At 69.9% G+C, this 23746-nt stretch carries 21 protein-coding genes; 15 read left to right on the top strand and 6 right to left on the bottom strand.

Annotated features, from left to right (window positions below):
- The first annotated feature begins 267 nt into the window (after window positions 1-267).
- From AC1MGR_RS15600 to AC1MGR_RS15590, 3 genes are all read left to right on the top strand, one after another.
- Entirely contained in the window at window positions 268-2490 is a 2223-nt protein-coding gene (locus tag AC1MGR_RS15600) for a Pls/PosA family non-ribosomal peptide synthetase (protein WP_480234812.1), read from the top strand.
- 45 nt (window positions 2491-2535) lie between these two features.
- Complete coding sequence (locus AC1MGR_RS15595) at window positions 2536-2829, top strand: type II toxin-antitoxin system Phd/YefM family antitoxin (protein ID WP_108040521.1); 294 nt, start codon at window positions 2536-2538, stop codon at window positions 2827-2829.
- Between the two features lie 225 nt (window positions 2830-3054).
- Window positions 3055-3261 (top strand): PIN domain-containing protein, encoded by a 207-nt coding sequence (locus AC1MGR_RS15590; protein ID WP_480232191.1) that lies wholly within the window; start codon window positions 3055-3057, stop codon window positions 3259-3261.
- 74 nt (window positions 3262-3335) lie between these two features.
- On the opposite strand, the gene AC1MGR_RS15585 is transcribed toward AC1MGR_RS15590, so the two are convergent.
- Window positions 3336-3992, bottom strand: a complete 657-nt coding sequence (locus AC1MGR_RS15585) for an alpha/beta hydrolase (protein ID WP_056186925.1) — start codon at window positions 3990-3992, stop codon at window positions 3336-3338.
- 329 nt (window positions 3993-4321) lie between these two features.
- Between AC1MGR_RS15585 and AC1MGR_RS15580 the strand changes: the two genes are divergently transcribed.
- The 6 genes from AC1MGR_RS15580 to AC1MGR_RS15555 all read left to right on the top strand — a co-directional run bounded on the left by AC1MGR_RS15580 (window position 4322) and on the right by AC1MGR_RS15555 (window position 11038).
- On the top strand, window positions 4322-5482 hold the full coding sequence (locus tag AC1MGR_RS15580; RefSeq protein WP_108040525.1) for a cysteine desulfurase family protein: 1161 nt from the start codon (window positions 4322-4324) through the stop codon (window positions 5480-5482).
- A gap of 67 nt (window positions 5483-5549) precedes the next feature.
- Window positions 5550-7019 carry a Fe-S cluster assembly protein SufB gene (gene sufB / locus AC1MGR_RS15575; RefSeq protein ID WP_108040527.1) on the top strand — a complete coding sequence of 490 codons (1470 nt, stop codon included), beginning with the start codon at window positions 5550-5552 and terminating at the stop codon, window positions 7017-7019.
- 176 nt (window positions 7020-7195) lie between these two features.
- On the top strand, window positions 7196-7948 hold the full coding sequence (gene sufC, locus AC1MGR_RS15570; RefSeq protein WP_480232190.1) for a Fe-S cluster assembly ATPase SufC: 753 nt from the start codon (window positions 7196-7198) through the stop codon (window positions 7946-7948).
- A gap of 2 nt (window positions 7949-7950) precedes the next feature.
- On the top strand, window positions 7951-9273 hold the full coding sequence (gene sufD, locus AC1MGR_RS15565; RefSeq protein ID WP_480232189.1) for a Fe-S cluster assembly protein SufD: 1323 nt from the start codon (window positions 7951-7953) through the stop codon (window positions 9271-9273).
- A 70-nt stretch (window positions 9274-9343) separates the two neighbouring features.
- Complete coding sequence (locus AC1MGR_RS15560) at window positions 9344-10588, top strand: cysteine desulfurase (RefSeq protein WP_108040533.1); 1245 nt, start codon at window positions 9344-9346, stop codon at window positions 10586-10588.
- Window positions 10589-10657: 69 nt separating this feature from the next.
- Window positions 10658-11038 (top strand): SUF system Fe-S cluster assembly protein, encoded by a 381-nt coding sequence (locus AC1MGR_RS15555; RefSeq protein ID WP_055954150.1) that lies wholly within the window; start codon window positions 10658-10660, stop codon window positions 11036-11038.
- Window positions 11039-11045: 7 nt separating this feature from the next.
- Here the strand turns inward: AC1MGR_RS15555 and AC1MGR_RS15550 are convergent, their stop codons facing one another.
- Window positions 11046-11639 (bottom strand): Uma2 family endonuclease, encoded by a 594-nt coding sequence (locus AC1MGR_RS15550; RefSeq protein ID WP_480232188.1) that lies wholly within the window; start codon window positions 11637-11639, stop codon window positions 11046-11048.
- 157 nt (window positions 11640-11796) lie between these two features.
- Between AC1MGR_RS15550 and AC1MGR_RS15545 the strand changes: the two genes are divergently transcribed.
- On the top strand, window positions 11797-12174 hold the full coding sequence (locus AC1MGR_RS15545) for a HesB/IscA family protein (protein WP_056469484.1): 378 nt from the start codon (window positions 11797-11799) through the stop codon (window positions 12172-12174).
- Window positions 12175-12188: 14 nt separating this feature from the next.
- On the opposite strand, the gene AC1MGR_RS15540 is transcribed toward AC1MGR_RS15545, so the two are convergent.
- Window positions 12189-13241, bottom strand: a complete 1053-nt coding sequence (locus tag AC1MGR_RS15540) for a GGDEF domain-containing protein (protein ID WP_480232187.1) — start codon at window positions 13239-13241, stop codon at window positions 12189-12191.
- Between the two features lie 158 nt (window positions 13242-13399).
- On the bottom strand, window positions 13400-15073 hold the full coding sequence (locus tag AC1MGR_RS15535; RefSeq protein ID WP_480232186.1) for a DEAD/DEAH box helicase: 1674 nt from the start codon (window positions 15071-15073) through the stop codon (window positions 13400-13402).
- Window positions 15074-15335: 262 nt separating this feature from the next.
- Here AC1MGR_RS15535 and AC1MGR_RS15530 point away from each other — a divergent pair, with 262 nt between their 5' ends.
- The 5 genes from AC1MGR_RS15530 (at window position 15336) to AC1MGR_RS15510 (ending at window position 19214) form a co-directional block, all read left to right on the top strand.
- Window positions 15336-16064: an aspartate/glutamate racemase family protein gene (locus AC1MGR_RS15530; RefSeq protein WP_108040539.1), complete on the top strand. Its 729-nt coding sequence runs from the start codon at window positions 15336-15338 to the stop codon at window positions 16062-16064.
- A 155-nt stretch (window positions 16065-16219) separates the two neighbouring features.
- Window positions 16220-16873, top strand: a complete 654-nt coding sequence (locus tag AC1MGR_RS15525; RefSeq protein WP_480232185.1) for a hypothetical protein — start codon at window positions 16220-16222, stop codon at window positions 16871-16873.
- Window positions 16860-17234 (top strand): transcriptional regulator, encoded by a 375-nt coding sequence (locus tag AC1MGR_RS15520; RefSeq protein WP_480232184.1) that lies wholly within the window; start codon window positions 16860-16862, stop codon window positions 17232-17234. The genes AC1MGR_RS15525 and AC1MGR_RS15520 overlap by 14 nt, the downstream gene beginning before the upstream one ends.
- Window positions 17235-17293: 59 nt before the next feature.
- The gene (locus AC1MGR_RS15515) at window positions 17294-18016 is read left to right on the top strand and encodes a di-trans,poly-cis-decaprenylcistransferase (RefSeq protein WP_480232183.1); all 723 of its coding nucleotides are present in this window, start codon (window positions 17294-17296) and stop codon (window positions 18014-18016) included.
- 331 nt (window positions 18017-18347) lie between these two features.
- A complete protein-coding gene (locus AC1MGR_RS15510; protein ID WP_480232182.1) occupies window positions 18348-19214 on the top strand; it encodes an outer membrane protein in 867 nt (288 codons plus the stop codon).
- 181 nt (window positions 19215-19395) lie between these two features.
- Here AC1MGR_RS15510 and parE read toward each other — a convergent pair whose 3' ends face one another.
- On the bottom strand, window positions 19396-21450 hold the full coding sequence (gene parE, locus AC1MGR_RS15505) for a DNA topoisomerase IV subunit B (protein ID WP_108040772.1): 2055 nt from the start codon (window positions 21448-21450) through the stop codon (window positions 19396-19398).
- A gap of 265 nt (window positions 21451-21715) precedes the next feature.
- Window positions 21716-23692 (bottom strand): PhoX family protein, encoded by a 1977-nt coding sequence (locus AC1MGR_RS15500; protein WP_480232181.1) that lies wholly within the window; start codon window positions 23690-23692, stop codon window positions 21716-21718.
- Window positions 23693-23746: the final 54 nt, after the last annotated feature.

Here is a 23746-nt window from a genome sequence, read left to right as displayed (position 1 = left end):
GACCGCAAGGCGCTGCGCATCGCCACCCTGACGGTGGCCGACACGTCGGGCGAGCAGGAGCCACCGCGCAACGAGACCGAGGCCGCGCTGCTCGCCGCCGCCCACCGCATCTTCGGCAACCAGGCCATCCCCTTCGAGGGCGACTTCTTCGCCGATCTCGGCGGCCATTCGCTGCTGGCCGCCCGCTTCGTCGGCGCGGTCCGCGAAGTGCCGGCGCTGGCCGCCATCACCCTGCAGGACGTCTACGGCCGGCGCACCCTGCGGGCCATGGCCGACACCCTGATCGAGCGCACCGGCGGCGTCGGCACCGAGATGGCGATCCGCGATCTCAGCTTCCCCGCCCCCTCTCTCCGCCGGCGCTTCCTCTGCGGCCTCGCCCAGGCGGCGGCCCTGCCCTTCGTCATCGCGCTGGCCACGGCGCAATGGCTCGGCATCTTCGTGACCTACCTGCTGCTCACCGGCGGCGGCCTCGGGTTCTTCGGCGAACTCGCCGTGCTGCTGCTGGTCTATATCGGCATCAACGCCGTGACGGCCGCCATCGCGGTGGCGGCCAAGTGGCTGATCCTCGGGCGCACCCGGCCCGGGCGCTATCCCCTCTGGGGGGTCTACTATTACCGCTGGTGGCTGGCGCAGCGGCTGACGCCGCTGGTCCACATCAAGTGGCTGCAGGGCTCGCCCGCCATCGTGTTCTACCTGCGGCTGCTGGGCGCCGACATCGGCAAGGACGCGCTGATCTCCGACGCGGAGATCGGCGCGCCGGACCTGCTCAGCGTCGGCCCCGGCGCCTCGCTGGGCGGCCGCCTCGTCATCGCCAACGCGGAGGTGGTGGGCGATGCGCTGATCATCGGGCGCGTCCGCATCGGCGCCGACGTCGCCATCGGCGCCTCCTGCGTGATCGGACCCGACACCGTCATCGGCGACCATGCCGAGATCGGCGACCTCACCACCATCCCCACCGGCACGCAGGTGGGGAACGCCGAGATCTGGGACGGCTCGCCCGGGCGCAAGGTCGGCGCGGCCGATCCGGAGGCGCTGCCCGCGCCCGCCACGGCCTCGCCCGGGCGGCGCTTCGCCTTCGCGGCCCTCTACACCTTCCTGCTGGCGGCGATCCCCGCCATCGGCCTGCTGCCGATCTTCCCGGCCTTCTACATCTTCGACCAGCTCAGCGATTCCCTCGGGGACATCACCGACATCGACTACCACTGGTACCTGCCGCTGCTGACCTGGCCCACCGCCATGCTGATGACGGCGGGCACGGTGCTGCTGATCGCGGCGATCCGCTGGCTGGTGCTGCCCCGCGTCTCCTCGGGCACCCACTCGATCTACAGCGGCTTCTACATGCGCAAATGGGCCGTGGCGCTCGCCGCGGAGGTGACGCTGGAGACGCTCTCGTCCCTGTTCGCGACGGTCTACATGCGGGCCTGGTACCGCCTGATGGGCGCCCGGATGGGGCAGGGGGCCGAGATCTCCACCAACCTCGCCGGGCGCTACGACCTCGCCGATATCGGCGCGCGCAACTTCATCGCCGACGAGGTGGTGTTCGGCGAGGAGGAGATCCGGCGCGGCTGGATGACGATGCACGAGGTCCATACCGGCCCGCGCGTCTTCGTCGGCAACGACGCCGTGGTCCCGCCGGGGGCGGTGATCCCCGAGGACGTGCTCATCGGCATCAAGTCGAAGCCGCCGGCCAACGAACTGATGACGCCGGGCGACACCTGGTTCGGCTCGCCGCCGATCAAGCTGCCCTCGCGCCAGCGGGTCGATCTCGGCTCGAACACCCAGACCTACGAGCCCGGCATCGGGCCCAAGCTCCGGCGCGGCATCTTCGAGGCGTTCTCGACCTCGTTCTCGCCGATGCTGTTCATCACCCTCGCGATCTCGGCGATCGATTTCTACTTCTACCCGGCGATCCTGGCCCAGGACTGGACCGGCCTCGCGGTCAGCTTCGTGGCGGTCTCCGTCGCCATCGCCTTCATCCAGTCCTTCACGGTGATCGCGGTGAAGTGGCTGCTGATGGGCGTCTACAAGCCCGGCATGCAGCCGATGTGGTCCTGGTGGGCCATGCGCACCGAGGCGGTGGCGGTGCTCTACTGGGGCCTGGCCGGCAAGGTGCTGCTGGAGCACCTCGTCGGAACGCCGTTCCTGCCCTGGATGCTGCGGCTCCTCGGGGTGAAGGTCGGCCAGGGCGTGTGCATGCTCACCACCGACATCACCGAGTTCGACTGCGTCACCATCGGCGACTACGCCACCATCAACCGCACCTCGGCCCTGCAGACGCACCTCTACGAGGACCGCATCATGAAGGTCGGCCGGGTCGAGGTGGGCCGGGGCGTGTCGGTGGGCGCCTTCTCGACGGTGCTCTACGACACCAAGGTCGGCGACTACGCCCGCCTGCGCCCGCTGACCATCGTGATGAAGGGCGAATCGATCCCGGCCCATTCGGAGTGGGAGGGAGCGCCGGCCGTGCCGGTGGTGCACGCGACGACGTGAGGGGCGGCGCTGGACCGGCGACGGCGACCTGCTAACCTGGTCAGTATGACCAGATCGTCGAAGTCACCCGAGTCATCGCTTCCGCCGGGCGCGTGGCCGTTGCAGGACGCCAAGGCACGCTTCAGCGAACTCGTGCGCCGTGTCCGCAGCGACGGCCCCCAGCGCGTCATGGTGCGCGGGCGCGACGAGGTGGTGGTGATCTCCGCCGAGGAATTCCGACGGCTCAAGGGTGAGCTCGACGGCTCGGCCCTGGTCGCCGCGATGCAGGCCGTACCCGCACCGGACGTCGATCTCGATCCGCCGCGCAGCGTCATGCCTGTGCGCGACGTCACCCTGTGACCGGCTGGCTTCTCGACACGAATATCCTGTCCGAGCTGCGCAGGACGAAACCGGAGCGGCGCGTGGTGGATTTCGTGGCCGGGCAGCCCTTCGACCGTCTCTACGTCAGCACCGCGACCCTGGCCGAGATCCGCTTCGGGATCGAATGCGTCGCGGATGTCGGCCGGCGTGCAGAACTCAATACGTGGCTGATCCTCAGGGTCCGCCCCCCTGTTCGAGCACCGGGTGCTGGAGATCACCGAGGACGTGATGTTCACCTGGCGCCTCCTCGTGGAGGAAGGCCGCAAGGCGGGCCATACCTTTCTGCAGCCCGACCTGATCATCGCGGCCACGGCCCTCCGGCATGGATTGACGATCGTGACGCGGGATGTCGCGGATTATCGCAAGACCCGCGTGCCGCTCCTGAATCCGTGGACCGACGCATGCCCATGAGGGAGGCCGCCGGCCATCCGCCAACGTCGCAGGTCCGCTGAAAACCCCAGCGGACCCACCGCGCGACGTTGGCCTCAGGCGGCCTCGGGCTTCGGGCCGAGGCGCTTGTCGAGGTAGGTGTCGACGGTCTGGGTCAGCTCGTCGACCTTGCCGTCGAAGAAGTGGTTCGCGCCCTCCACCATCTGGTGCTCGATGATGACGCCCTTCTGGGTCTTCACCTTCTCGATCACCGGCATGACCTCGCGGGCCGGGGCGACCCGGTCCTCGGAGCCGTGCACGAACAGGCCCGAGGACGGGCAGGGGGCCAGGAAGGTGAAGTCGTAGCGGTTGGCCATCGCGGCGATCGAGATGAAGCCCTCGATCTCGGGGCGGCGCATCAGCAGCTGCATGCCGATCCACGAGCCGAACGAGACGCCGGCGATCCAGCAGGCGCGGGCCTCCGGGTTCACCGACTGCACCCAGTCGAGGGCCGAGGCCGCGTCGGAGAGCTCGCCCGTGCCGTGATCGAACGCGCCTTGGCTGCGGCCGACGCCGCGGAAGTTGAAGCGCAGGGCCGCGAAGCCGCGATTGGCGAAGGTGTAGAAAAGATTGTACACGATTTGATTGTTCATCGTGCCGCCGAACTGGGGGTGCGGATGCAGCACGATCGCGATCGGAGCGCCCTTCTTCTTGGGCGCCTGGTAGCGCCCCTCGAGACGGCCGGCGGGACCGGTGAAGATGACTTCGGGCATGGAAACCAACACTCCTGAGCGGATGTCCCGGTCGGGCATCGCGCGGTGGATCGCCGACGCGAGGGGAACACGCGCGCGTCCGACGCCTGGGCAAAGCCGTGAGGCGTGCCTTGACTCGCTCGGCCACGAACCTAAAAGCGCTCTTAGAATAATTCTAGCGAACTAGAATCGTTCTAAACAAGCGCAGCTCCGGCCAGCTTCGGATCGGCGCGTTCCCCGCACGGTGGGCGATCGGAACACGTATCGTGTCCGCGCCTTAGCATGATCGTGGGGGGCAAAAGCAAGGATTTGTCGCTTTCGCACTTGACGCCGCCAGTGGTTTTTCCCGGATGACTTCGCCCCGCGCCTATCTCGACCACAATGCGACCTCGCCGGTTCGGCCGGAGGTTGCGGCTGCCGTGGCGCGGGCGCTGACCCTGCCGGGCAACCCCTCGTCGGTCCATGCGGAGGGCCGGGCGGCCCGTGCTGCCCTGGAGGCCGCCCGCGAGGCGGTCGCCCGGCGGGTCGGCGCCGGTACGGGCCGGGTGGTGTTCACCAGCGGCGGCACCGAAGCTGCCAACGCGGTCCTGTCCGGTGCCCTGGCACGGGTGGGCCATCCCGCCCCGACGCGCCTCATCCTCGGCGCCACCGAGCACCCCTGCGTCTCGGCCGGACACCGTTTCCCGGCGGAGGCGGTCGACGTCGTTCCCGTGGACGCCGCGGGCCTGGTCGATCTCGGCGCCCTGGAGGCCCTGCTCGCCCGTCATGCCGGGGCGGGCGTGCTGATCTCGGTCCACGCCGCCAACAACGAGACCGGCGTGGTCCAGCCGCTCCCGGCGATCGTCGCCCTGGCCCGGGCGCATGGCCGCGCCCTGGTGCACACGGACGCGGTCCAGGCCATCGGCAAGATCCCGATGGACATGGCCGCCCTCGGCCTCGACGCGCTCACCCTCTCGGGCCACAAGTTCGGCGCGCCCAAGGGCATCGGCGCCCTGGTGCTCGCCGAGGGCGTGACGCTCGGCGCAGGCTTCCTGCGCGGCGGCGGCCAGGAGGCGCGCCTGCGCGGCGGCACCGAGAACCTGCCCGGCATCGTCGGGCTGGGGGTCGCCGCCGACCTCGCCGATCCCGCCTCCGCGGACCGCCTGGCGGATCTGCGCGACGGCATCGAGGCGGCCTTGCGCGCCTGCGCACCCGACCTCGCGGTGTTCGGTGCCGGCGCCCCGCGCCTGCCCAACACCCTGTGCTTCGCCGTCCCGGGGCTCGATGCCCCGACGGCGCTGATGCGGCTGGACCTGTCGGGCGTCGCGATCTCGTCCGGCTCGGCCTGCGCCTCCGGAAAGGTCGCGCGCTCGCCCGTGCTCGCGGCCATGGGCGTGACCCCTGCGCTCGCCGCAGGGGCCCTGCGCGTGAGCCTCGGGTGGAACAGCACCGAAAGCGACGCAGCGCGGTGTCGCGCCGCCTGCGAACGCCTGGTGGAGACCCTATATCGACGGCAGGGGCACGCGGCGTGAGTGCCGCCTTCCCAAGCCATCCGACCCACACCCGGCCCTTGACGCCGGGCATGTCAGGAGACGTGTAATGCCTGCAGTGCAGGAAACCATCGACCGGGTCCGCTCGATCGACCTCGACCAGTACAAGTACGGGTTCGAGACCACCATCGAGATGGAGAAGTCCGAGAAGGGCATCTCCGAGGACGTGATCCGCTACATCTCGGCCAAGAAGGACGAGCCCGAGTGGATGCTGGCCTGGCGCCTGGACGCCTACAAGCGCTGGCAGACCATGCAGGAGCCCGACTGGGCGCGGGTCTCCTACGACAAGGTCGACTACAAGGACATCTACTACTACGCGGCTCCGAAGCGCCCGGCCGCGCTGTCGCTCGACGAGATCGATCCGGAGATCCTGAAGACCTACGAGAAGCTCGGCATTCCGCTCCGCGAGGTCGAGGTGCTGGAGGGCATCGCCCCCGAGCGCCGGGTCGCGGTCGACGCCGTGTTCGACTCGGTCTCGGTGGCCACCACCTTCAAGGCCGAGCTGTCCAAGGCCGGCGTGATCTTCATGCCGATCTCCGAGGCGATCCGCGAGTACCCCGACCTGGTGCGCAAGTATCTCGGCTCGGTCGTGCCGGTGACCGACAACTTCTTCGCGACGCTGAACTCGGCCGTCTTCTCCGACGGCTCGTTCGTCTACATCCCGCCGGGCGTGCGCTGCCCGATGGAGCTGTCGACCTACTTCCGCATCAACGAGCGCGACACCGGCCAGTTCGAGCGCACGCTGATCATCGCCGACAAGGGCTCGTACGTCTCGTACCTCGAGGGCTGCACCGCCCCGAAGCGTGACGACAACCAGCTCCACGCCGCCGTGGTCGAGCTCGTCGCCCTCGACGACGCCGAGATCAAGTACTCGACCGTCCAGAACTGGTACCCGGGCGACAACGAGGGCAAGGGCGGCATCTACAACTTCGTGACCAAGCGCGGCGATTGCCGCGGCGCCAACTCGAAGATCTCCTGGACCCAGGTCGAGACCGGCTCGGCGATCACCTGGAAGTACCCGTCCTGCATTCTGCGCGGCGACAATTCCCGCGGCGAGTTCTACTCGATCGCGGTGTCGAACGGCATGCAGCAGGTCGATTCCGGCACCAAGATGATCCACCTCGGCAAGAACACCACCAGCCGGATCATCTCGAAGGGCATCTCGGCCGGGCGCTCGCAGAACACCTACCGGGGCCTCGTCTCGGCGCACCGGAAGGCGACGGGCGCGCGCAACTTCACCAACTGCGACTCGCTCCTGATCGGCGACCAGTGCGGCGCGCACACCGTCCCCTACATCGAGTCGAAGAACAGCTCGGCGCAGTTCGAGCACGAGGCCACCACCTCGAAGATCTCGGAAGACCAGATGTTCTACTGCCAGCAGCGCGGCCTCTCCAACGAGGAGGCGACCGCGCTCATCGTCAACGGCTTCGTCCGCGACGTGCTGCAGCAGCTGCCGATGGAGTTCGCCGTCGAGGCCCAGAAGCTGATCTCGATCAGCCTCGAGGGCTCGGTGGGGTAGGGCGCAGCTTTCCCTCTCCCTCCGCGGGAGACGGTGGCCCGCGAGGCGGATCGGATGCGGGGACGCCTTGTCCGAAGAGGCCGCCCCCTCTCCCGCCTCGCTCCGCGCGGCCCCCTCCCCCGCAGAGGGGGGAGGGTCGCGGGCACAACGCATTCAAATTCCAGGACTAACCTGTCATGATCGAAATCAAGAACCTCACCGTCGCCATCGAGGACAAGCAGATCCTCAACGGCCTCAACCTCACCGTGAACGACGGCGAGGTCGCCGCCATCATGGGCCCGAACGGCTCGGGCAAGTCGACCCTGTCCTACGTCATCGCGGGCAAGGAAGATTACGACGTCCTCGACGGCGAGATCCTGCTCGACGGCGATAACATCTTGGAGATGAGCCCCGACGAGCGCGCAGCCTCGGGCGTGTTCCTGGCCTTCCAGTACCCGCTGGAGATCCCGGGAGTCGGCACCATGACCTTCCTGAAGGCGACCCTGAACGCCCAGCGCCGCGCGCGGGGCGAGGGCGAGCTCTCGACCCCCGACTTCATCCGCCGGGTGAACGCGGCCGCCGAGAAGCTCGAGATCAACAAGGACATGCTCAAGCGCGCCCTCAACGTCGGGTTCTCCGGCGGCGAGAAGAAGCGCATGGAGATCCTGCAGATGGCCCTGCTGGAGCCGAAGTTCTGCGTCCTCGACGAGACCGATTCCGGCCTCGACATCGATGCCCTGCGCATCGTCTCCGAGGGCGTCAACGCCCTGCGCGCGAAAGGCCGCTCCTTCCTGGTCATCACGCACTACCAGCGCCTGCTGAACCACATCGTGCCGGACGTCGTCCACGTGATGTCGCAGGGCCGCATCGTGAAGTCGGGCGGCAAGGAGCTCGCCCTCGAGCTCGAGGCCTCCGGCTACGCCGAGTACCGGACGGGCGAGGCCGCCTGATCATGGCCGACATCACCCCCCTCCGCACCGCGGCCGAGACCGGGCTGTCCAAGCTCTTCGAAGCCACCAAAATGAAGTACCCCACGGGCGTCTCGATCGCCCGCGAGGAGGCGTTCCGCTACTTCGAGGCCGTCGGCCTGCCGACCCGCCGCGTCGAGGCCTTCAAGTACACCGACCTGCGCTCGGCGTTCCGCGATGCCGCCCACCCCGCCGAGATGCCCTCCGCCGAGACCGCCAAGGCGGCGTCGGCCGGGGCCAAGGGCTTCGCGGGCATCGAGGCCGTGCGCCTCACCTTCGTCAACGGTCACCTGGTCGAGTCTGAATCCGACCTCGGCCGCATCCCGGCCGGCGTCACCGTCACGCCCCTGACCCGGGCGCTCACCGAGGGCCACGCGCTCCTCGACCGGCTGACGCCGGTGCGCCAGGCCTCCGAGAACCCGATCTACCAGCTCAACACCGCCTTCCTGGCGGATGGGGTGGTGATCGCCGTGGAGCCTGGCGCCCAGGTCGAGACCCCGCTGCACCTGCGCTTCGTCGCCTCCGGCACCCAGGCCTTCTCCACCGCCACCCGCGCCCTCGTGGTGCTGGGGGAGGGCGCCGACATCATGGTGCTGGAGAGCCACGAGGGGCCGGACGGCGTCGCCTACCAGCCCAACGACGCCCTCGACGTGACGGTGGCCGACAACGCCACCTTCCGGCATGCCCGCCTGAACGCCGAGGGCCGCGAGGCCGTGGCACTGTCGACGCTCTCGGTGAAGCTCGGCGCCGCCGCCGCGGTTGAGACCGTCAACGTGGTCGTCGGCGGCGTGCTCTCGCGCCACCAGGTCTACCTGAACTTCGCCGGGGCCGACGGGCGCGCAGTGGTGAACGGGGCGGCCATGCTCAACGGCCGGCAGCTCGCCGACACCACCTTCCTGGCCGACCACGCCGCCACCGGCGGAGTCAGCCGCGAGCTGTTCAAGACCGTGGTGGACGGCGAGGCCACGGGCGTGTTCCAGGGCAAGATCATCGTCCAGCAGGCGGCCCAGCAGACCGACGGCAAGATGATGTCGGCCTGCCTCATCCTGTCCGACGACGGCCAGATGATGAACAAGCCCGAGCTGGAGATCTTCGCCGACGACGTCGCCTGCGGCCACGGCGCCACCTGCGGCGCCCTCGACGAGGACCTGCTGTTCTACCTGATGCAGCGCGGGCTTCCGAAGGCCCAGGCCGAGAGCCTGCTGGTCCAGGCCTTCCTCGGCGCGGCCATCGAGTCGGTCAGCCACGACGGCGCCCGCGAGGCGCTGGTCGGCACCATCGAGGCGTGGCTCGCGGCGCGCGGCTGATCGCACCCCGCCGACGGCCCTTCCCCGCGACGGGGGAGGGCCGCGCGTCCGACACCACACAGGTCCACCCATGAACGCACCCGTCCCGAACACCCCCTACGACGTCGCGGCGATCCGGGCGCAGTTCCCGATCCTCGCCGAGAAGGTCTATGGCCGGCCGCTGGTCTATCTCGACAACGCGGCCTCGTCGCAGAAGCCGCGCGCGGTCATCGACGCCATGGTGAACTGCATGGAGACGGGCTACGCCAACGTCCATCGCGGCCTGCACTTCATGGCGAACGCCGCCACGGAGGGCTTCGAGGGCGCGCGCGAGACCACGCGGCAGTTCCTCAACGCCGACTCCACCGACGAGATCATCTTCACCCGCAACGCCACCGAGGCCTACAACCTCGTGGCCTCGTCCATGGGCTGGGCCGGCCTGATCGGGGAGGGGGACGAGATCATCCTCTCGATCATGGAGCACCATTCCAACATCGTGCCCTGGCACTTCCTGCGCGAGCGGCGTGGGGCGGTGATCAAGTGGGCGCCCGTGGACGACCAGGGCAACTTCCTGGTCGAAGAGTACGAGAAGCTCTTCACCGCGCGGACGAAAATGGTGGCGATCACCCACATGTCGAACGTTCTCGGCACGGTGACGCCGGCCCGGGAGATCGTGCGCATCGCCCATGCCCACGGCGTGCCGGTGCTCCTCGACGGGGCCCAGAGCGCCGTGCACCAGCCCATCGACGTCAAGGCGCTGGACTGCGACTTCTTCGTCTTCACCGGCCACAAGGTCTACGGGCCCACCGGCATCGGCGTGCTCTACGGCAAGAAGGACTGGCTGGAGAGGCTCCCCCCCTACCAAGGCGGCGGCGAGATGATCCGCACCGTCAGCCAGGACTCGGTCACCTACAACGATCCGCCGCATCGCTTCGAGGCCGGCACGCCCGCGATCGTCGAGGCGGTGGGCCTCGGCGCGGCGCTCGAATTCATGATGGGCGTCGGGCGCGAGAAGATCGCCGCCCACGAGGCGTCCCTGCTCGCCTATGCCCAGGAGCGCCTCGGCGCCATGAACTCCCTGCGGATGATCGGTACGGCGAAGGACAAGGGCGGCGTCATCGCCTTCGAGATGAAGGGGGCGCATGCCCACGACATCGCCACCGTGATCGACCGCTACGGCGTGGCGATCCGGGCGGGGACGCACTGCGCCATGCCCCTCCTCACCCGCTTCGGCGCGACCTCCACCTGTCGCGCCTCCTTCGGCCTGTATAATACGACGCAGGAAGTGGACGCCCTCGCCGAGGCCCTGGCCAAGGCCGAGATGATGTTCGCCTGACGCATTCCGGCGGCGCGCGGGGTCGCGGGCGCGCGATCCGGGGCGCCGCCCCGAGACGAGGACAGTTTCATGAGCGATTCGGCCATCACCGGCGGGGCGAACACCCCCACCATCGCGAGCGACTCGGCGATCCCGCCCGAGGAACTCGACCGCCTGACCGACGACATCGTGGTCGCGCTGAAAAGCGTCTACGACCCCGAGATCCCGGCCGACATCTACGAGCTCGGCCTGATCTACAAGGTCGACATCGCCGACGACCGCAAGGTCGCCATCGACATGACCCTCACGGCCCCGGGCTGCCCCGTGGCGGGCGAGATGCCGGGCTGGGTCGAGACGGCGGTCGCCGCCGTGCCGGGCGTCCAGTCCTGCGCCGTCACGATGGTGTTCGACCCGCCGTGGGACCAGAGCCGGATGTCCGACGAGGCCCGCGTCGCCCTGGACATGTGGTAGCCGGCGGTCAGGCGACCGGGGGCTCGCGCAGGTCCATGAAGGTCATGTCTGCGTAGATATCCGACAGCGCCAGCTGGGCACCGATGATGGGCAGTTCGACGATCGCGTCCATCGCCTCGTAGGCCTGCGTCTCCCAGCCCTCGCCGTCGCGACGGTATAGAGTGGCGCTCGGCCACCGCGTCTCGACGAGGAGGATGTAGGCGATGGTCGGATGTCGCTTGTACTCTTCCAACTTGCGGAAGCGATCGATGGTGCTTGTCGAGGGAGACAGCACTTCGACGACGAGCCTCGGCAGGCGACTCTCGTAGCTATCGGGCACGAGGTCTCCGCACTCGACCGTCACGTCCGGACGGCGCAGGGTCGTGATACCGGTGCGCAGCCCGATGTCGTCCGTGGTGGGGCGACACCCCGTTCCTCGCAACTGCGCGTAGAGGGTGCCGATGATGTTGACCGTGACGCGATCATGCTGCGTGCTCGCGCCGGTCATCATCTTGACGTGCGGCACCGGCACGCCCTCGACGAGTTCGTAGAGGATCTCCTGGCGCTGCTGCCAGGCAAAGAACGCCTCGATGCTCATCGCCTGTCGCGCCGTCTGTGCCATGAAAGCCTCCGCTCTCGGGCCGAACATAACAGAATTTGGATCGCGGGCGCCCGCGTCCTTGGTCGGCCATGGACCCCGGCCCTCGCAATCCTTATCTTAACCGGGTTCAATCACCCTCACCCGCCCGGGCCTTGAACCCGGCTGTCGGAGAGACATCATGGCATCGAAGTTCAAGGTCCTGTCGCTGACCGACGCGGCGGCCGATCGGATCAAGGCGATCATCGCGGATGCGGACCAGCCCATCGCGGGCGTCCGGGTCGGCGTGAAGAACGGCGGCTGCGCCGGCATGTCCTACACCATGGAATATGCCGAGGGGCAGAAGCCCGGCGAGGACAAGGTCGAGGATCGCGGCGTCACCGTCTTCGTCGATCCGAAGGCGCTGCTGTTCCTGCTCGGCACGCAGATGGACTTCCAGACCAACAAGCTTTCGTCCCAGTTCGTGTTCAACAACCCGAACCAGACCTCGGCCTGCGGCTGCGGCGAGTCGGTGGCGATCACCCCGGTGAACCCCGAGGCGGTCCACGCCAGCGCCTGAGGCGGAAGGCCGGGTCAGGCGACGCTCGACACGTCCATGTCGAGGTCGTCGACCGTGCGGTTGCGGCCGTCGCGCTTGGCCCTGAACATACACTGGTCGGCGCGCTCGAGCAGCGACACCGCGGTGTCGCCCGGGCGATGCGCCGCGAGCCCCAGGGAGATCGTGATCTTTCCGAGCGACTCGCCGGTGGAGCGCTTCACGAGTTCCCGGGCCATCACGCTGGTCCGCACCGTCTCGGCGACCGCGTAGGCGGCCGTCCGGCTGGTGGCGGGCAGCAGCATGGCGAATTCCTCGCCGCCGAAGCGGGCAAGGACGGCGCGGGGGCTGACATGCTCGCGCATGACCAAGGCCACGAGGCGCAGCACCTGGTCGCCGGTGATGTGGCCGTAGACGTCGTTGAAGCGCTTGAACGAATCCACGTCCACGACGACGAGGCAGGCCGGCGCGGCGGCGGAGGCTCCCTGCACCAGCTGGCACAGGCTGTCCTCGAAATGCTTGCGGTTCGACAGGCCGGTGAGCGGATCGGTGAGACTCTCGAGGCGGGTCGCCTCCAGGGTCTCGCGCAGGGTCTCGATCTCGCGCCGGCTCTCGCGCATCCGCGCCTCGAGGGTGCGGTTGTTGGCGGTGACCTCGCGGGTGGTCGCCACCAGGGCGGCGACGACCTTGTGCACGCTCGCCGCGGTCGGGACCGTCCCGTCCAGATCCTTCGCCAGGTTGCGCAGCGACGCATCGTACTGCGCGGTGGAGCCGAGGGAGAGGTCCAGCACCTCCATCACCCCGGCGATCTCGGAGAGCACGCTGCTGCTCGCCCGCTCGGTGGCGTCCGACAGGCGCGTGGGATCGAGGTAGGTCTCGAACAGGCCGTCGACATCGGCCTCGGTGAGACGCCCGGAGGCCGCCGTAAGGCGCTTGAGGGCATCGTTCATCTGCGGCTGGGTGCCCGAGACGTAGGCGTACCAGACCGCGTAGGCGCGCGGCTCGGCCGATGGGCCGTAATCGCGAATCAGCGCGTTGGCACGCTCGGCCAGCGCAAAGCTCCGTTCGCGGTCGCCATGACTGCCGCCCATCGTTCGTCCAACCGTCCCATCCCCCCGGCCCGATTCCGGAGCGGAGCGTCCCCGCATCGCCGTATCCTACGGAACCGATCGTGGAGATGCCGTTAAGGTCGGCCTGGGCGAACGACTTACGACGCCGTTCGCCGGACGAGACCGGTCTGGATACCGGTCTATTTGGAGGATTTGACCACGGCCGGACGCAGGAGGAAGGCCGGCACGTGCGAGCCGAGACCCACCGGCGTCTCGCCCTCGTCCTCGTCGCCGCGCCGCCGCGGCGCACGACGCTCGTCGCGGGACCGCTCGGCCGCGCGCTCGGGACGGGGTGCCCGCTGCGGGGCCTGGGCCGCGGGAGCGGGGGCGAGATCCTGCGCAACCTCCGCCTCGGGGGCCGCTCGCTCGGACGAACCCCGGCGGGACGACCGCCCGCCCCGTCCGTCCCGGCGCCCCTCACGCCTGGGGGCGCGCTCCTCGACGGACGCCTCGGGCCGGTCGCCGGCCTCGGGCCTCGCCTCGGATCGGGCGCTCTCGGCCTTCGGCTCCGCACGGCCGGCCGATGCGGCGCGTGCCTCGGGATTCCGGCCTTCGGAGTTTCGGGCGTCCGGCTTGCGCCCCTCGGAGCGGCGGGCCTCGCCGCCGCGGACCTGGCGGCCGGTCTTGCCGCGGTAGCGCGTGCGGGTCGACTCCCCCTCCGCGGAGGGGGCGGATTCGGGCACCGAGGCGAGGTCGCCCTCGGCCCAGGGGATCGGCTGGCCGATCAGGGCCTCGATGGCGTGGAGCGAGCGCTCGTCGGCCCGGCTGACCAGGGTGAAGGCGTGGCCGGCGCGGCCGGCGCGGCCGGTGCGGCCGATGCGGTGCACGTAGTCTTCCGGGTGATGCGGCACGTCGAAGTTGAAGACGTGGCTCACCGCCGGGATGTCGAGGCCGCGCGCGGCCACGTCGCTGGCCACCAGGAGCGGCACCTCGCCCGAGCGGAAGCCGTCCAGCGCGATGGTGCGGGCGCGCTGGTCCATGTCGCCGTGCAGGGCGGCCACGTTGAAGCCGTGGCTCGCCAGGGACTTCTGCAGCAGCGCCACGTCGCGCTTGCGGTTGCAGAAGATGATGCCGTTGTTCAGCTCGGCCTCGCCCCGGATGAGGCGGCGCAAGAGGTCGCGCTTCTCGTGCCCCTCGGAACTGGTGGCCACGAGCTTCTGCACGATGGTCGAGGCGGTGGAGGCGGGCCGGGCCACCTCGATCCGCTGCGGCGTGTGCAGGAACATGTCGGCCAGCCGCTCGATCTCCGGCGGCATGGTGGCGGAGAAGAACAGGGTCTGGCGCGTGAAGGGCACCATCTTCACGATGCGCTCGATGTCGGGGATGAAGCCCATGTCGAGCATGCGGTCGGCCTCGTCGATGACGAGGAGCTCGACGCCGGTGAGCAGCAGCTTGCCGCGCTCGAAATGGTCGAGGAGCCGGCCCGGCGTCGCGATCAGCACGTCGGTGCCGCGCATCAGCTTGGCGTCCTGCTCCGCGAACGAGACGCCGCCGATGATCAGGGCGACGTTGAGCTTGTGGTTGACGCCGTAGCGATCGAAATTCTCCACCACCTGGGCGGCGAGCTCGCGGGTCGGCTCCAGGATCAGCGTGCGCGGCATGCGGGCCCGGGCACGGCCGTTCTCCAGCAGCGTCAGCATCGGCAGCGTGAAGGCCGCCGTCTTGCCGGTGCCGGTCTGGGCGATGCCGAGGACGTCGCGGCGCGCGAGCACGTGGGGGATGGCCTGGGCCTGGATCGGCGTGGGCTCGGAATAACCGGCCGCCGTGACGGCCTGGAGGACCTTGTCGCTCAATCCGAGGTCGGCAAAAGACATATTCTATGAGAACCGTTGCGCGCGGGAATGGACCAACCGGCGCGGAGGACATCGACACGGCGACGGCTGGCATCAGGGGCGGCTTCGACACACGACCCGCCGCGCACACGCGTTGCGGGGACACTTAGGGCCTTGCACGGCCTTGTCAATCGACGGCAACCCAAGCAGGACGGCTTATCCGCAACCCCGTGCCCCGCGCGCTCGTGGCCGGTCCCTTGCTCGGGCCCTCGCCATCGCCACCCGGGACGAGGTCCGAACCGCCTTGCGCATCCTGCTCATCAACCCGAACACCACCGCGTCGGTCACAGACCTCGTGGCCGGCCATGTCCGGTCGATCGCCGGGGACGGCGTCACCCTGGTGCCCGTCACCGGGCGATTTGGGGCCCGCTACATCGCCAGCCGCGCGGCGGCGGCGATCGCCGGTCACGCCGTCCTCGACGCCTTCGCCGCGCACGGGGCCGGCTGCGACGCGGTCTACCTCGCCTGCTTCGGCGATCCCGGCCTCGCCGCCCTGCGCGAGGTGGCCCCGATGCCCGTGGTCGGGATGGCGGAGGCCGCCTGCCGGGCCGCGCATGCGGGCGGGCGGCGCTTCGCCATCGTCACGGGCGGCGTCCTCTGGGGACCGATGCTGACCGAGTTCGTCGCCGGCCTCGGCCTCGGCGATCATCTCACCGGCGTGCGCACCGTCGCGCCCACGGGGGGCGAGATCGCCGCGGACCCGGAGGCGGCCCTCGGCCTCCTCGCGGCGGCCTGCACCGCCTGCGTCCGGGAGGACGGCGCCGAGGCGGTGATCCTCGGCGGGGCGGCCCTGGCCGGCCTCGCGGCCCGCATCCAGCCCGCCGTCCCGGCGCCGGTGCTCTGCTCGGTGGAAGCCGGGACCCGCGCCGTCCTGGCCGCCGCGGCCGGGGGAGGGCGCCGGGCGGGCGAGACGCCGCCGCTCGCGAGCGAGGGCCTGTCGCCGGCGCTCGCGGGCCTGCTGGCGGGCACCTGACGCCCCCACGCTCGTACGCGCAAAGCGCGAAGTCACACCTATCCCGGGTCACTTGTTCCGGGTCGCTTGTTCCGGGTCACTTTGCGACGCAAAGAATTTGCTTGCATCGGCTTTGCGAGCCCATATACTTTGCAACACAGAGTGAGGCCCATGCCATGACGGATCTGGACAAGGCCCTGGCCGACATCGTCGCGATCCGCGCCCAGCTGGTGCGCGGCAGCGCCTTCCGGGGCTACGGCGCGGCCGCCTTCGCGGCCACCGCCGGCTTGGCGCTGGTGACGGCCACGGCGCAGAGCCTCTTCCTCGACGATCCGACGGGGCAGCCCCTGCTCTTCTTCGGCGGCTGGATCGCCACTGCCTGTGCCGCCCTCGGCCTCGTCGGTTGGGAGATGCGGGCCCGGGCCCGCCGCCACAGCGGCGGCTTCGCCGACGCGATGATCGGGGACGCGGTGGAGCAGTTCCTGCCCGCCGGTGCCGCCGGAGCGCTGCTCGCCCTGGTGCTGGCGCGTGTCTCGCCCGAGAGCCTGTGGCTGCTGCCCGGCCTGTGGCCGGTGCTGGTCAGCCTCGGGATCTTCGCCGGCGCCCGGGTCATGCCGCGCGGGGTCGCCCTGGTGGGCGCCTGGTACCTCGTGGCGGGCCTCGCGGTGCTGGTGGTCACGGCCGAGAGCCACGCCCTCCTGCCCTGGGCGATGGGACTGCCCTTCGGGGTCGGGCAGGGGTTGATGGCGCTGGTCATCCGCCAAGCCTCCATCTCGCACCCGGCCTCGCCCCGTCACCGAGCCCCGGAGGCGGCCGATGACGACGCGTGAGGCGGCCCCCTTCGCCTATGACGGGCTCGACCGGGTCATCCACGAGAAGGCCCGCCTCGGTCTCCTCACCTCCCTGATCGCGCATCCGAAGGGACTCGCCTTCTCCGACCTGAAGCAGCTCTGCGGCCTCACCGACGGCAATCTGAGCCGGCACCTCCAGGTGCTGCAGGAGGCGGGACTCGTCGAGATCCGCAAGGGCTACGACGGCAACCGGCCCCTGACCACCTGCGGCCTGACCGCCGCAGGGCGCGGCCGCTTCCTCGACTACCTCGCGGTGCTGGAACGCGTGGTCCGCGACGCCGCCGAGGCGGCCGAGCGCGCCCCCGAACCCGAATCCGGCGGCCGGCCCCGCCCGGCCTGATCCAGGTCCGCGTCGCTCAACGCCCGAGATCCGTCCTCCATTTATTCGGAAACTTTACAATGCAAAGCACTCTGCAGAACCGAATCCATGTCGGCATCATCATGGACGGCAACGGCCGCTGGGCGACCGAGCGCGGATATCCGCGCCTGGCGGGCCACAGGGCCGGCGTCGCGGCGACCCGGCGGGTCGTGGCGGCGGCCCCCGGCGCCGGGATCGGCACGCTGACGCTCTACGCCTTTTCCAGCGACAACTGGCGCCGGCCGCCGGAAGAGGTCGCCGGCATGATGGGCCTGCTGCGGCGCTATCTCCGGACCGAGGCGGAGCGCCTGGCGCGCGCGGGGATCCGTCTCAGCGTGATCGGCCGGCGCGACCGCCTGCCGGAGGGCCTCACCGCAGCCATCGACCGGGTGGAGCGCCTGACCGCGGCGGGCACCGCCCTGCACCTGCGCGTCGCGATCGACTACTCCGCCCGGGCGGCGATCCTGGCGGCTGCCGCGACGCTGGCGGCCGACGCGGCAGGGGACGCGGGTCCGCCCTCGGCGGCCGCCTTCGGCCATGCGGTCAGCGGCGCGGCGGTCCCGGATGTAGACCTCGTGATCCGCACCAGCGGCGAGCAGCGCCTCTCGGACTTCCTGCTCTGGGAGAGCGCCTATGCGGAATTGTACTTCACGCCGGCGCACTGGCCGGACTTCGATGCGGACGATCTCGCCGCCGCCCTCGACGCCTTCGCCGGACGGCAGCGCCGCTTCGGCGGTCTTCCCGCGCCGGCCCGCGCCGCCTGACGGTCTCCTCATCGCGCACCGTAGCGGCAGGCAAGAAAACACCGATCCGCATCAACTCCCGGCAGAATGCTGCCGACGCTGCAGATCTCAAGAAAGTGTTGAGCTGGGCCTTGATTTCAACACGGCATGCACAAGCCGAAGATCAGCTGTTTCTCGTGGATGTGCGTGATGGCACCTGGGCACAAAGGCCAGGATGACCGATCGCTAACCTTTACCCTTCTTTGACATCTGGGGGCCTAATAGGTGGCCTTGTTGCAGGAAAGCGACAGACCTCGCGTCGGCCAGGGACTACAAGCGCGCCGGCTCTCGCCAACCAGGACCAGGTAAACCAATGAAAAGACTGCTTCTCGCCTCCACCGTGCTCGCCGGCCTGACTGCCGTCGCTTCGGCCGCTGACCTTCCGCGCCGCGCGGCTCCCCCGGTGTTCGTGCCGGTGCCGGTGTTCACCTGGACCGGCTTCTACGCTGGTTTCAACGCCGGTTACGGTTTCGACGCCTCCAGCAACAACCAGGCAACCGTCATCGGCGTGAACGGCGCCAGCACGCTCGTCCTGCCGGGCTCGACCGCTGTCGTCGCCTTCGGCAACGGCCGCAGCAACGACGGCTTCGTCGGCGGTGGTCAGATCGGCTACAACTACCAGTTCACCCCGGGCTCCGGTGTCGTGATCGGTGTCGAGGCCGACGCCCAGTACGTCGACTTCGGTCGTGACCGGAACCGCTTCTCCTCGACCGGCCCGCTGGCCGCCCAGCAGGTCTTCAACCCGGCCGGCGTCTCGGGCCTCGACTACTTCGGCACCGTCCGCGGCCGCCTCGGCTACGCCTTCGACCGCACCCTCGTGTACGGCACCGGCGGCTTCGCCTACGGTTCGGGCGGCGGTCGTGACTTCGGTCTGACCAACTCCAGCCGCGACGACTTCCAGACCGGCTGGGCTGCCGGCGGCGGCGTCGAGTACGCGCTCCCCACCGACTCGTTCCTGAACTTCTTCAAGTCCTCGGCCGTCACGCTGAAGATCGAAGGTCTGTACGTGAACCTCGACCAGGGCAACCGCAACAACGGCGCCTTCGCGGTCAACAACGTCGGCAACGTCGTCACCACCACCAGCCCGGGCGTCGTCCTGGTCAGCGGCGGCCGTCAGGTGCGCGACACCGAGTTCGCCGTCGTCCGCGCCGGCCTGAACTACAAGTTCGGCTCCTACTAGGATCTGAACCAACGGCCTCCCGCGCGATCGATCCGGTCGCGCGGGCCCCGGTCAACAAGAAAGCCCGGCCTCGCGGCCGGGCTTTCTTGCGTTTGGGCTCCTCTTCGAGGCGGACGCCCGCTCGGGAACCGCAGATCGTCGCCCGTGCCCCCGGAATCCCGAAGGCGCGGGCGATCGGCGTTCAGATGTCGAGCTCGGCCCCGTCGGCGAAGGCCGCGCGCTCGGAGATGAAGGTGAAGCGCGCCTCGGGCTTGTTGCCCATCAGCCGCTCGACCGCGTCCCCGGTGGAGTCGCGGGCCTCGTCCAGCACCTCGACCCGCAGGAGCGTGCGCTTCTTGGGGTCCATGGTGGTCTCCTTCAGCTGCGCCGGCATCATCTCGCCGAGGCCCTTGAAGCGGCCGATCTCGACCTTGCCGTTCTTGAACACCGTCTTGATCAGCTGGGCCTTGTGGTCGTCGTCGCGGGCATAGGCCGTCTTGGCCCCCTGGCTGATCCGGTAGAGGGGCGGGATCGCCAGGTAGAGGTGCCCGCGGTCGATCAGCTTGGGCATCTGCCGGTAGAAGAACGTGATCAGCAGCGAGGCGATGTGGGCGCCGTCGACGTCGGCGTCCGTCATGATGATCACCTTCTCGTAGCGAAGGTCCTCGGAGCGGTAGCCCGTGCCGGTGCCGCAGCCCAGCGCCTGGGTTAGGTCCGAGATCAGCTGGTTGGCGCCGAGCTTGTCCCGGCTCGCCGAGGCGACGTTGAGGATCTTGCCACGCAGGGGCAGGATCGCCTGGGTGGCGCGGTCGCGCGCCTGCTTGGCCGAGCCGCCGGCCGAGTCGCCCTCGACGATGAAGATCTCCGAGCCGGCCATGCCCGCCTTGGAGCAGTCGGCGAGCTTGCCCGGCAGGCGCAGCTTGCGGGTGGCGGACTTGCGCGCGACCTCCTTCTCCTGGCGCCGGCGCAGGCGCTCCTCCGCGCGGTCGATCACCCAGTCGAGCAGCTTGTTGGCCTGGGCCGGGGAGGCGGCGAGCCAATGATCGAAGGCGTCGCGGATCGCGGTCTCGACGATGCGCGAGGCCTCGACGGTGGCGAGCTTGTCCTTGGTCTGGCCCTGGAACTCGGGCTCGCGGATGAAGACCGAGAGCATCGAGGCGCAGGTCGCCATCACGTCGTCGGTGGTCACCGCCGTCATGCGCTTGGCCTGGCCGACGCGCTCGGCATGCTCGCGCAGGGCCCGCAGCAGGGCGACGCGCAGGCCGCTCTCGTGGGTGCCGCCCTCCGCCGTCGGGATGGTGTTGCAGTAGGAGGCCGAGACGCCGTCGTCGGTCACCATCCAGGCGACGGCCCATTCGAGGGAGCCGTGCCCGCCCGGCTTGGTGATCTTGCCGGAGAAGATCGCGTCGGTGACGAGCTCCTTGCCCTCGAGATCGCGGGCGAGATAGTCGCGCAGGCCTCCGGGGAAGCGGTGCACGGTCTCGGCCGGCACGTCGTCCATGCCCTCGAGGAGGGTGGGGGCGCAGCGCCAGCGGATCTCGACCCCGCCGAACAGGTAGGCCTTGGAGCGGGCCATCCTGAACAGGCGTCGGGGGTCGAACTTCAGCGCCCCGAAGATCTGGGCATCGGGGTGGAAGCGCACGCGGGTGCCGCGCCGATTCTGCACCCGGCCGACGGTTTCCAGGGGACCCTGCACGTGGCCCCGCGAAAAGGTCTGGCGGTAGAGGGTCTGGCCGCGGGCGACCTCGACCTCGAGTTCGTCCGAGAGGGCGTTGACCACTGAGATGCCGACGCCGTGCAGGCCTCCGGACGTCTCGTAGACCTTCGAGTCGAACTTACCGCCCGCGTGCAGGACGGTCATGATGACCTCGAGGGCGGACTTGTTCTCGTATTTTGGGTGCGGGTCGACGGGGATGCCGCGGCCGTTGTCGGTGACGACGAGGTGGCCGCTCTCCTCCAGCTCCACCTCGATGAAGCTGGCATGGCCCGCCACCGCCTCGTCCATCGAGTTGTCGATCACCTCGGCGAAAAGGTGGTGCAGGGCGCGCTCGTCGGTGCCGCCGATATACATGCCGGGGCGGCGCCGCACCGGCTCCAGCCCCTCCAGAACCTCGATGGTGGAGGCGTCGTAGCCGGCTTCCGCCGCGGCGGGCGGCGGTGCGATCGGCGCCACGGCGGCGTCGAGCTTGCGGCGCTCGGTGGGCTTCGGCAGGGGCGCCTTGCCACCGGCGAACAGGTCGCGTGCGGGGTCGCTCACCGGAGCGCCTCGCGCGGGTGATGGTGAGGCCGCGGGCTTCGCGGGCCGGATCGCAGAGTGAGACCGTGCAGCATTCGCCTTCATCCTCTCACCATACCGGAACAAACCGGAAACAGAAAGGGGTTCCCGCTCCGCGGGGCGGGAGCTGGGAGCCCCCACCGCACAGGGCGTACCACCCCATGACATGGTATGGGGGTGGTTAAGAAGAGCTGACGGTGGCGTGATCCGTGGATCGTTGCTCCGGGCGCCGTGCCTGCCTCCCGCTTCAGGTCCCGACGCGGCCGCCCCCGCGGCGGGTGATCGTCAGCACGGCGGGGCGGGGCGGCATCGCCGGGTCGAAGTCGGGCCAGCGGGTGGCGGGCGCCTCGAAGGTGGCGGGCACCGCCTTCGGGTCCTCCTCGTCGGCCTCGCCGGGATGCTGCACGGCCACGAAGAAGGTGGTGTCGTCGGGGGTGAAGTAGGGGCCGCACATCTCGGCGCCGTGGGGCACGCGGAAGAAGTGCTTGCCCGTGCCGCGGCCCGCCCCCTCCGTCTCCATCGCCCAGATGCCGTCGTTGCGGCCGGTGCGCGAGGGCGCGTTGCCGTCCGTGGCGACCCAGAGGCGACCGAGGCCGTCGACGGCGCAATTGTCCGGCATCCCGAACCAGCCGTTCGGCGTGGTGGCCGACGAGAAGGTGGCGCCCACCGCGGCGATGCCCGGATCGCCGCAGCGGACCAGGATCTCCCAGGCGAATCCCGTGGCGGCGTGGTCGCCGTCGTCGGGGGTGAGCTCGACGATGTGGCCGAAGCGGTTGTCGGCGCGCGGGTTGGCGCCGTCGACCTGATCCGCCCTGCGCTTCCCATTGTTGGTCAGCATCACGTAGACCTTGCCGGTCCTCGGGTTGGCCTCGACGTCCTCGGGCCGGTCCATCTTGGTGGCCCCGAGCCGGTCGGCGGCGAGGCGGGCGCCGATCACCACGTCGGCCTGGGACGCGAAGCCGTTCTCGGGCGTCAGCGGCCCCTGGCCGAAGACCAGCGGCATCCAGGTGCCGCGCCCGTCGGCGTCGAAGCGGGCCACGTGCAGGGTGCCGGAATCGAGGAGGTCGCGGTCGCCGCTGTCGGCCCGGCCGGCGGTGACGAACTTGTAGACGTAGTCGAAGCGCTCGTCGTCGCCCTGGTAGATCACGTACTGACCCTGCTTGGCCACGATGCCGGCCGCGCCCTCGTGCTTGAAGCGCCCCAGGGCCGTGCGCTTCTTCGGGACGCTCGTCGGGTCGAAGGGGTCGATCTCCACCACCCAGCCGAAGCGGTTCGGCTCGTTGGGCTCGCGGCCGAGGTCGAAGCGCTCGTGGAAGCGGCCCCACGCATAGGCGCCGGCCGGCAGGTTGAAGCGCTTGTGGTTGGCGGCCTCCGGCGAGCCGGCGGGAAGGGTGCCGGAGAAGTAGTAGTTGATGTTCTCCTCGCAGGTCAGCCACGTTCCCCAGGGGGTCGTGCCGCCGGCGCAGTTGTTGATCATCCCGAGGGGCGCCCGGCCGGTTGGGTCGGCGGCGGTCTTCACCCGGTCGGTGCCGGCGGCCGGGCCGGTCAGCACCATCGGCGTCCCGGCCGTGATGCGGCGGGCGTATTGCGAATCCGGGACCACCGTCCAGCGGCCATCCTGGCGCCGGATCTCGATGACCGAGCCGCCATGGGCCGCCATCTCGATGTCGACGAGCTCCCGCGTCATGCCCTTGAAGTCGACCGCCTTGCCGTCCTGGCGCCCGAGCCCGGGGAACATCAGTTCCTCGTTGGTGTATTCGTGGTTGACCACCAGGAGGCCGTGCGCCGCCGGGTCGGCCGCCCCCGGCATGGGGAAGTAGCCGACGAAATCGTTGTTGTAGCCGAATTGCTGCCCCTGGGCGGCCGCGGTCTGGTTGCGCGGATCGAAGGCCGGCGCGCCGGGCAGCACCGGGTCGCCCCAGCGGATCAGGATCTCGGCCTCGTGCCCGGCGGCGACGTGGTGGTGCGCGTCCGAGCCCGCTTCGATCTCGGCGAAGGGGAAGCGGGTGCCGGGGGCTTCCGCCGCCTGCGCCGCACCGGCGGCCAGGGCGCGGGGCGTCACCACCGCCGCGATGGCGCCGACCCCGAGGAGCCCGCGCAGGAGGTCGCGCCGGTCGAAGCGCGCCGCCACCACGTCGCCGAAGGTCGGATTCGGGCTGCCGTTCGACCCGCGATCCTCGGCGGCCTCGGCGGCCTGCGAGCGGGTGCGCGTCGGTTCGGTCATGGGGCGGGTCCGGGAAGGCGGGTGGCAACCCCTCCCGCTAGCCGGCCCGCATGG

The organism is Methylobacterium sp. BI1 (assembly GCF_056680125.1).
Note: the sequence above shows the minus strand (reverse complement) of the source record. Positions and strands in the feature narration are given on the sequence as shown.

Excerpts from the sequence above, each read along its gene's own strand:
- AC1MGR_RS15560 (WP_108040533.1), top strand. The coding sequence starts at position 9,344 with ATGAACGCACCCGTCCCGAACACCCCCTACGACGTCGCGGCGATCCGG.
- AC1MGR_RS15500 (WP_480232181.1), bottom strand. The coding sequence starts at position 23,692 with ATGACCGAACCGACGCGCACCCGCTCGCAGGCCGCCGAGGCCGCCGAG.
- sufC (WP_480232190.1), top strand. The coding sequence starts at position 7,196 with ATGATCGAAATCAAGAACCTCACCGTCGCCATCGAGGACAAGCAGATC.
- sufB (WP_108040527.1), top strand. The coding sequence starts at position 5,550 with ATGCCTGCAGTGCAGGAAACCATCGACCGGGTCCGCTCGATCGACCTC.
- AC1MGR_RS15580 (WP_108040525.1), top strand. The coding sequence starts at position 4,322 with ATGACTTCGCCCCGCGCCTATCTCGACCACAATGCGACCTCGCCGGTT.
- AC1MGR_RS15515 (WP_480232183.1), top strand. The coding sequence starts at position 17,294 with ATGCAAAGCACTCTGCAGAACCGAATCCATGTCGGCATCATCATGGAC.
- AC1MGR_RS15595 (WP_108040521.1), top strand. The coding sequence starts at position 2,536 with ATGACCAGATCGTCGAAGTCACCCGAGTCATCGCTTCCGCCGGGCGCG.
- AC1MGR_RS15550 (WP_480232188.1), bottom strand. The coding sequence starts at position 11,639 with ATGGCACAGACGGCGCGACAGGCGATGAGCATCGAGGCGTTCTTTGCC.
- AC1MGR_RS15545 (WP_056469484.1), top strand. The coding sequence starts at position 11,797 with ATGGCATCGAAGTTCAAGGTCCTGTCGCTGACCGACGCGGCGGCCGAT.
- AC1MGR_RS15600 (WP_480234812.1), top strand. The coding sequence starts at position 268 with ATGGCCGACACCCTGATCGAGCGCACCGGCGGCGTCGGCACCGAGATG.
- AC1MGR_RS15585 (WP_056186925.1), bottom strand. The coding sequence starts at position 3,992 with ATGCCCGAAGTCATCTTCACCGGTCCCGCCGGCCGTCTCGAGGGGCGC.
- AC1MGR_RS15520 (WP_480232184.1), top strand. The coding sequence starts at position 16,860 with ATGACGACGCGTGAGGCGGCCCCCTTCGCCTATGACGGGCTCGACCGG.
- AC1MGR_RS15555 (WP_055954150.1), top strand. The coding sequence starts at position 10,658 with ATGAGCGATTCGGCCATCACCGGCGGGGCGAACACCCCCACCATCGCG.
- AC1MGR_RS15535 (WP_480232186.1), bottom strand. The coding sequence starts at position 15,073 with ATGTCTTTTGCCGACCTCGGATTGAGCGACAAGGTCCTCCAGGCCGTC.
- AC1MGR_RS15510 (WP_480232182.1), top strand. The coding sequence starts at position 18,348 with ATGAAAAGACTGCTTCTCGCCTCCACCGTGCTCGCCGGCCTGACTGCC.
- AC1MGR_RS15540 (WP_480232187.1), bottom strand. The coding sequence starts at position 13,241 with ATGGGCGGCAGTCATGGCGACCGCGAACGGAGCTTTGCGCTGGCCGAG.
- sufD (WP_480232189.1), top strand. The coding sequence starts at position 7,951 with ATGGCCGACATCACCCCCCTCCGCACCGCGGCCGAGACCGGGCTGTCC.
- AC1MGR_RS15525 (WP_480232185.1), top strand. The coding sequence starts at position 16,220 with ATGACGGATCTGGACAAGGCCCTGGCCGACATCGTCGCGATCCGCGCC.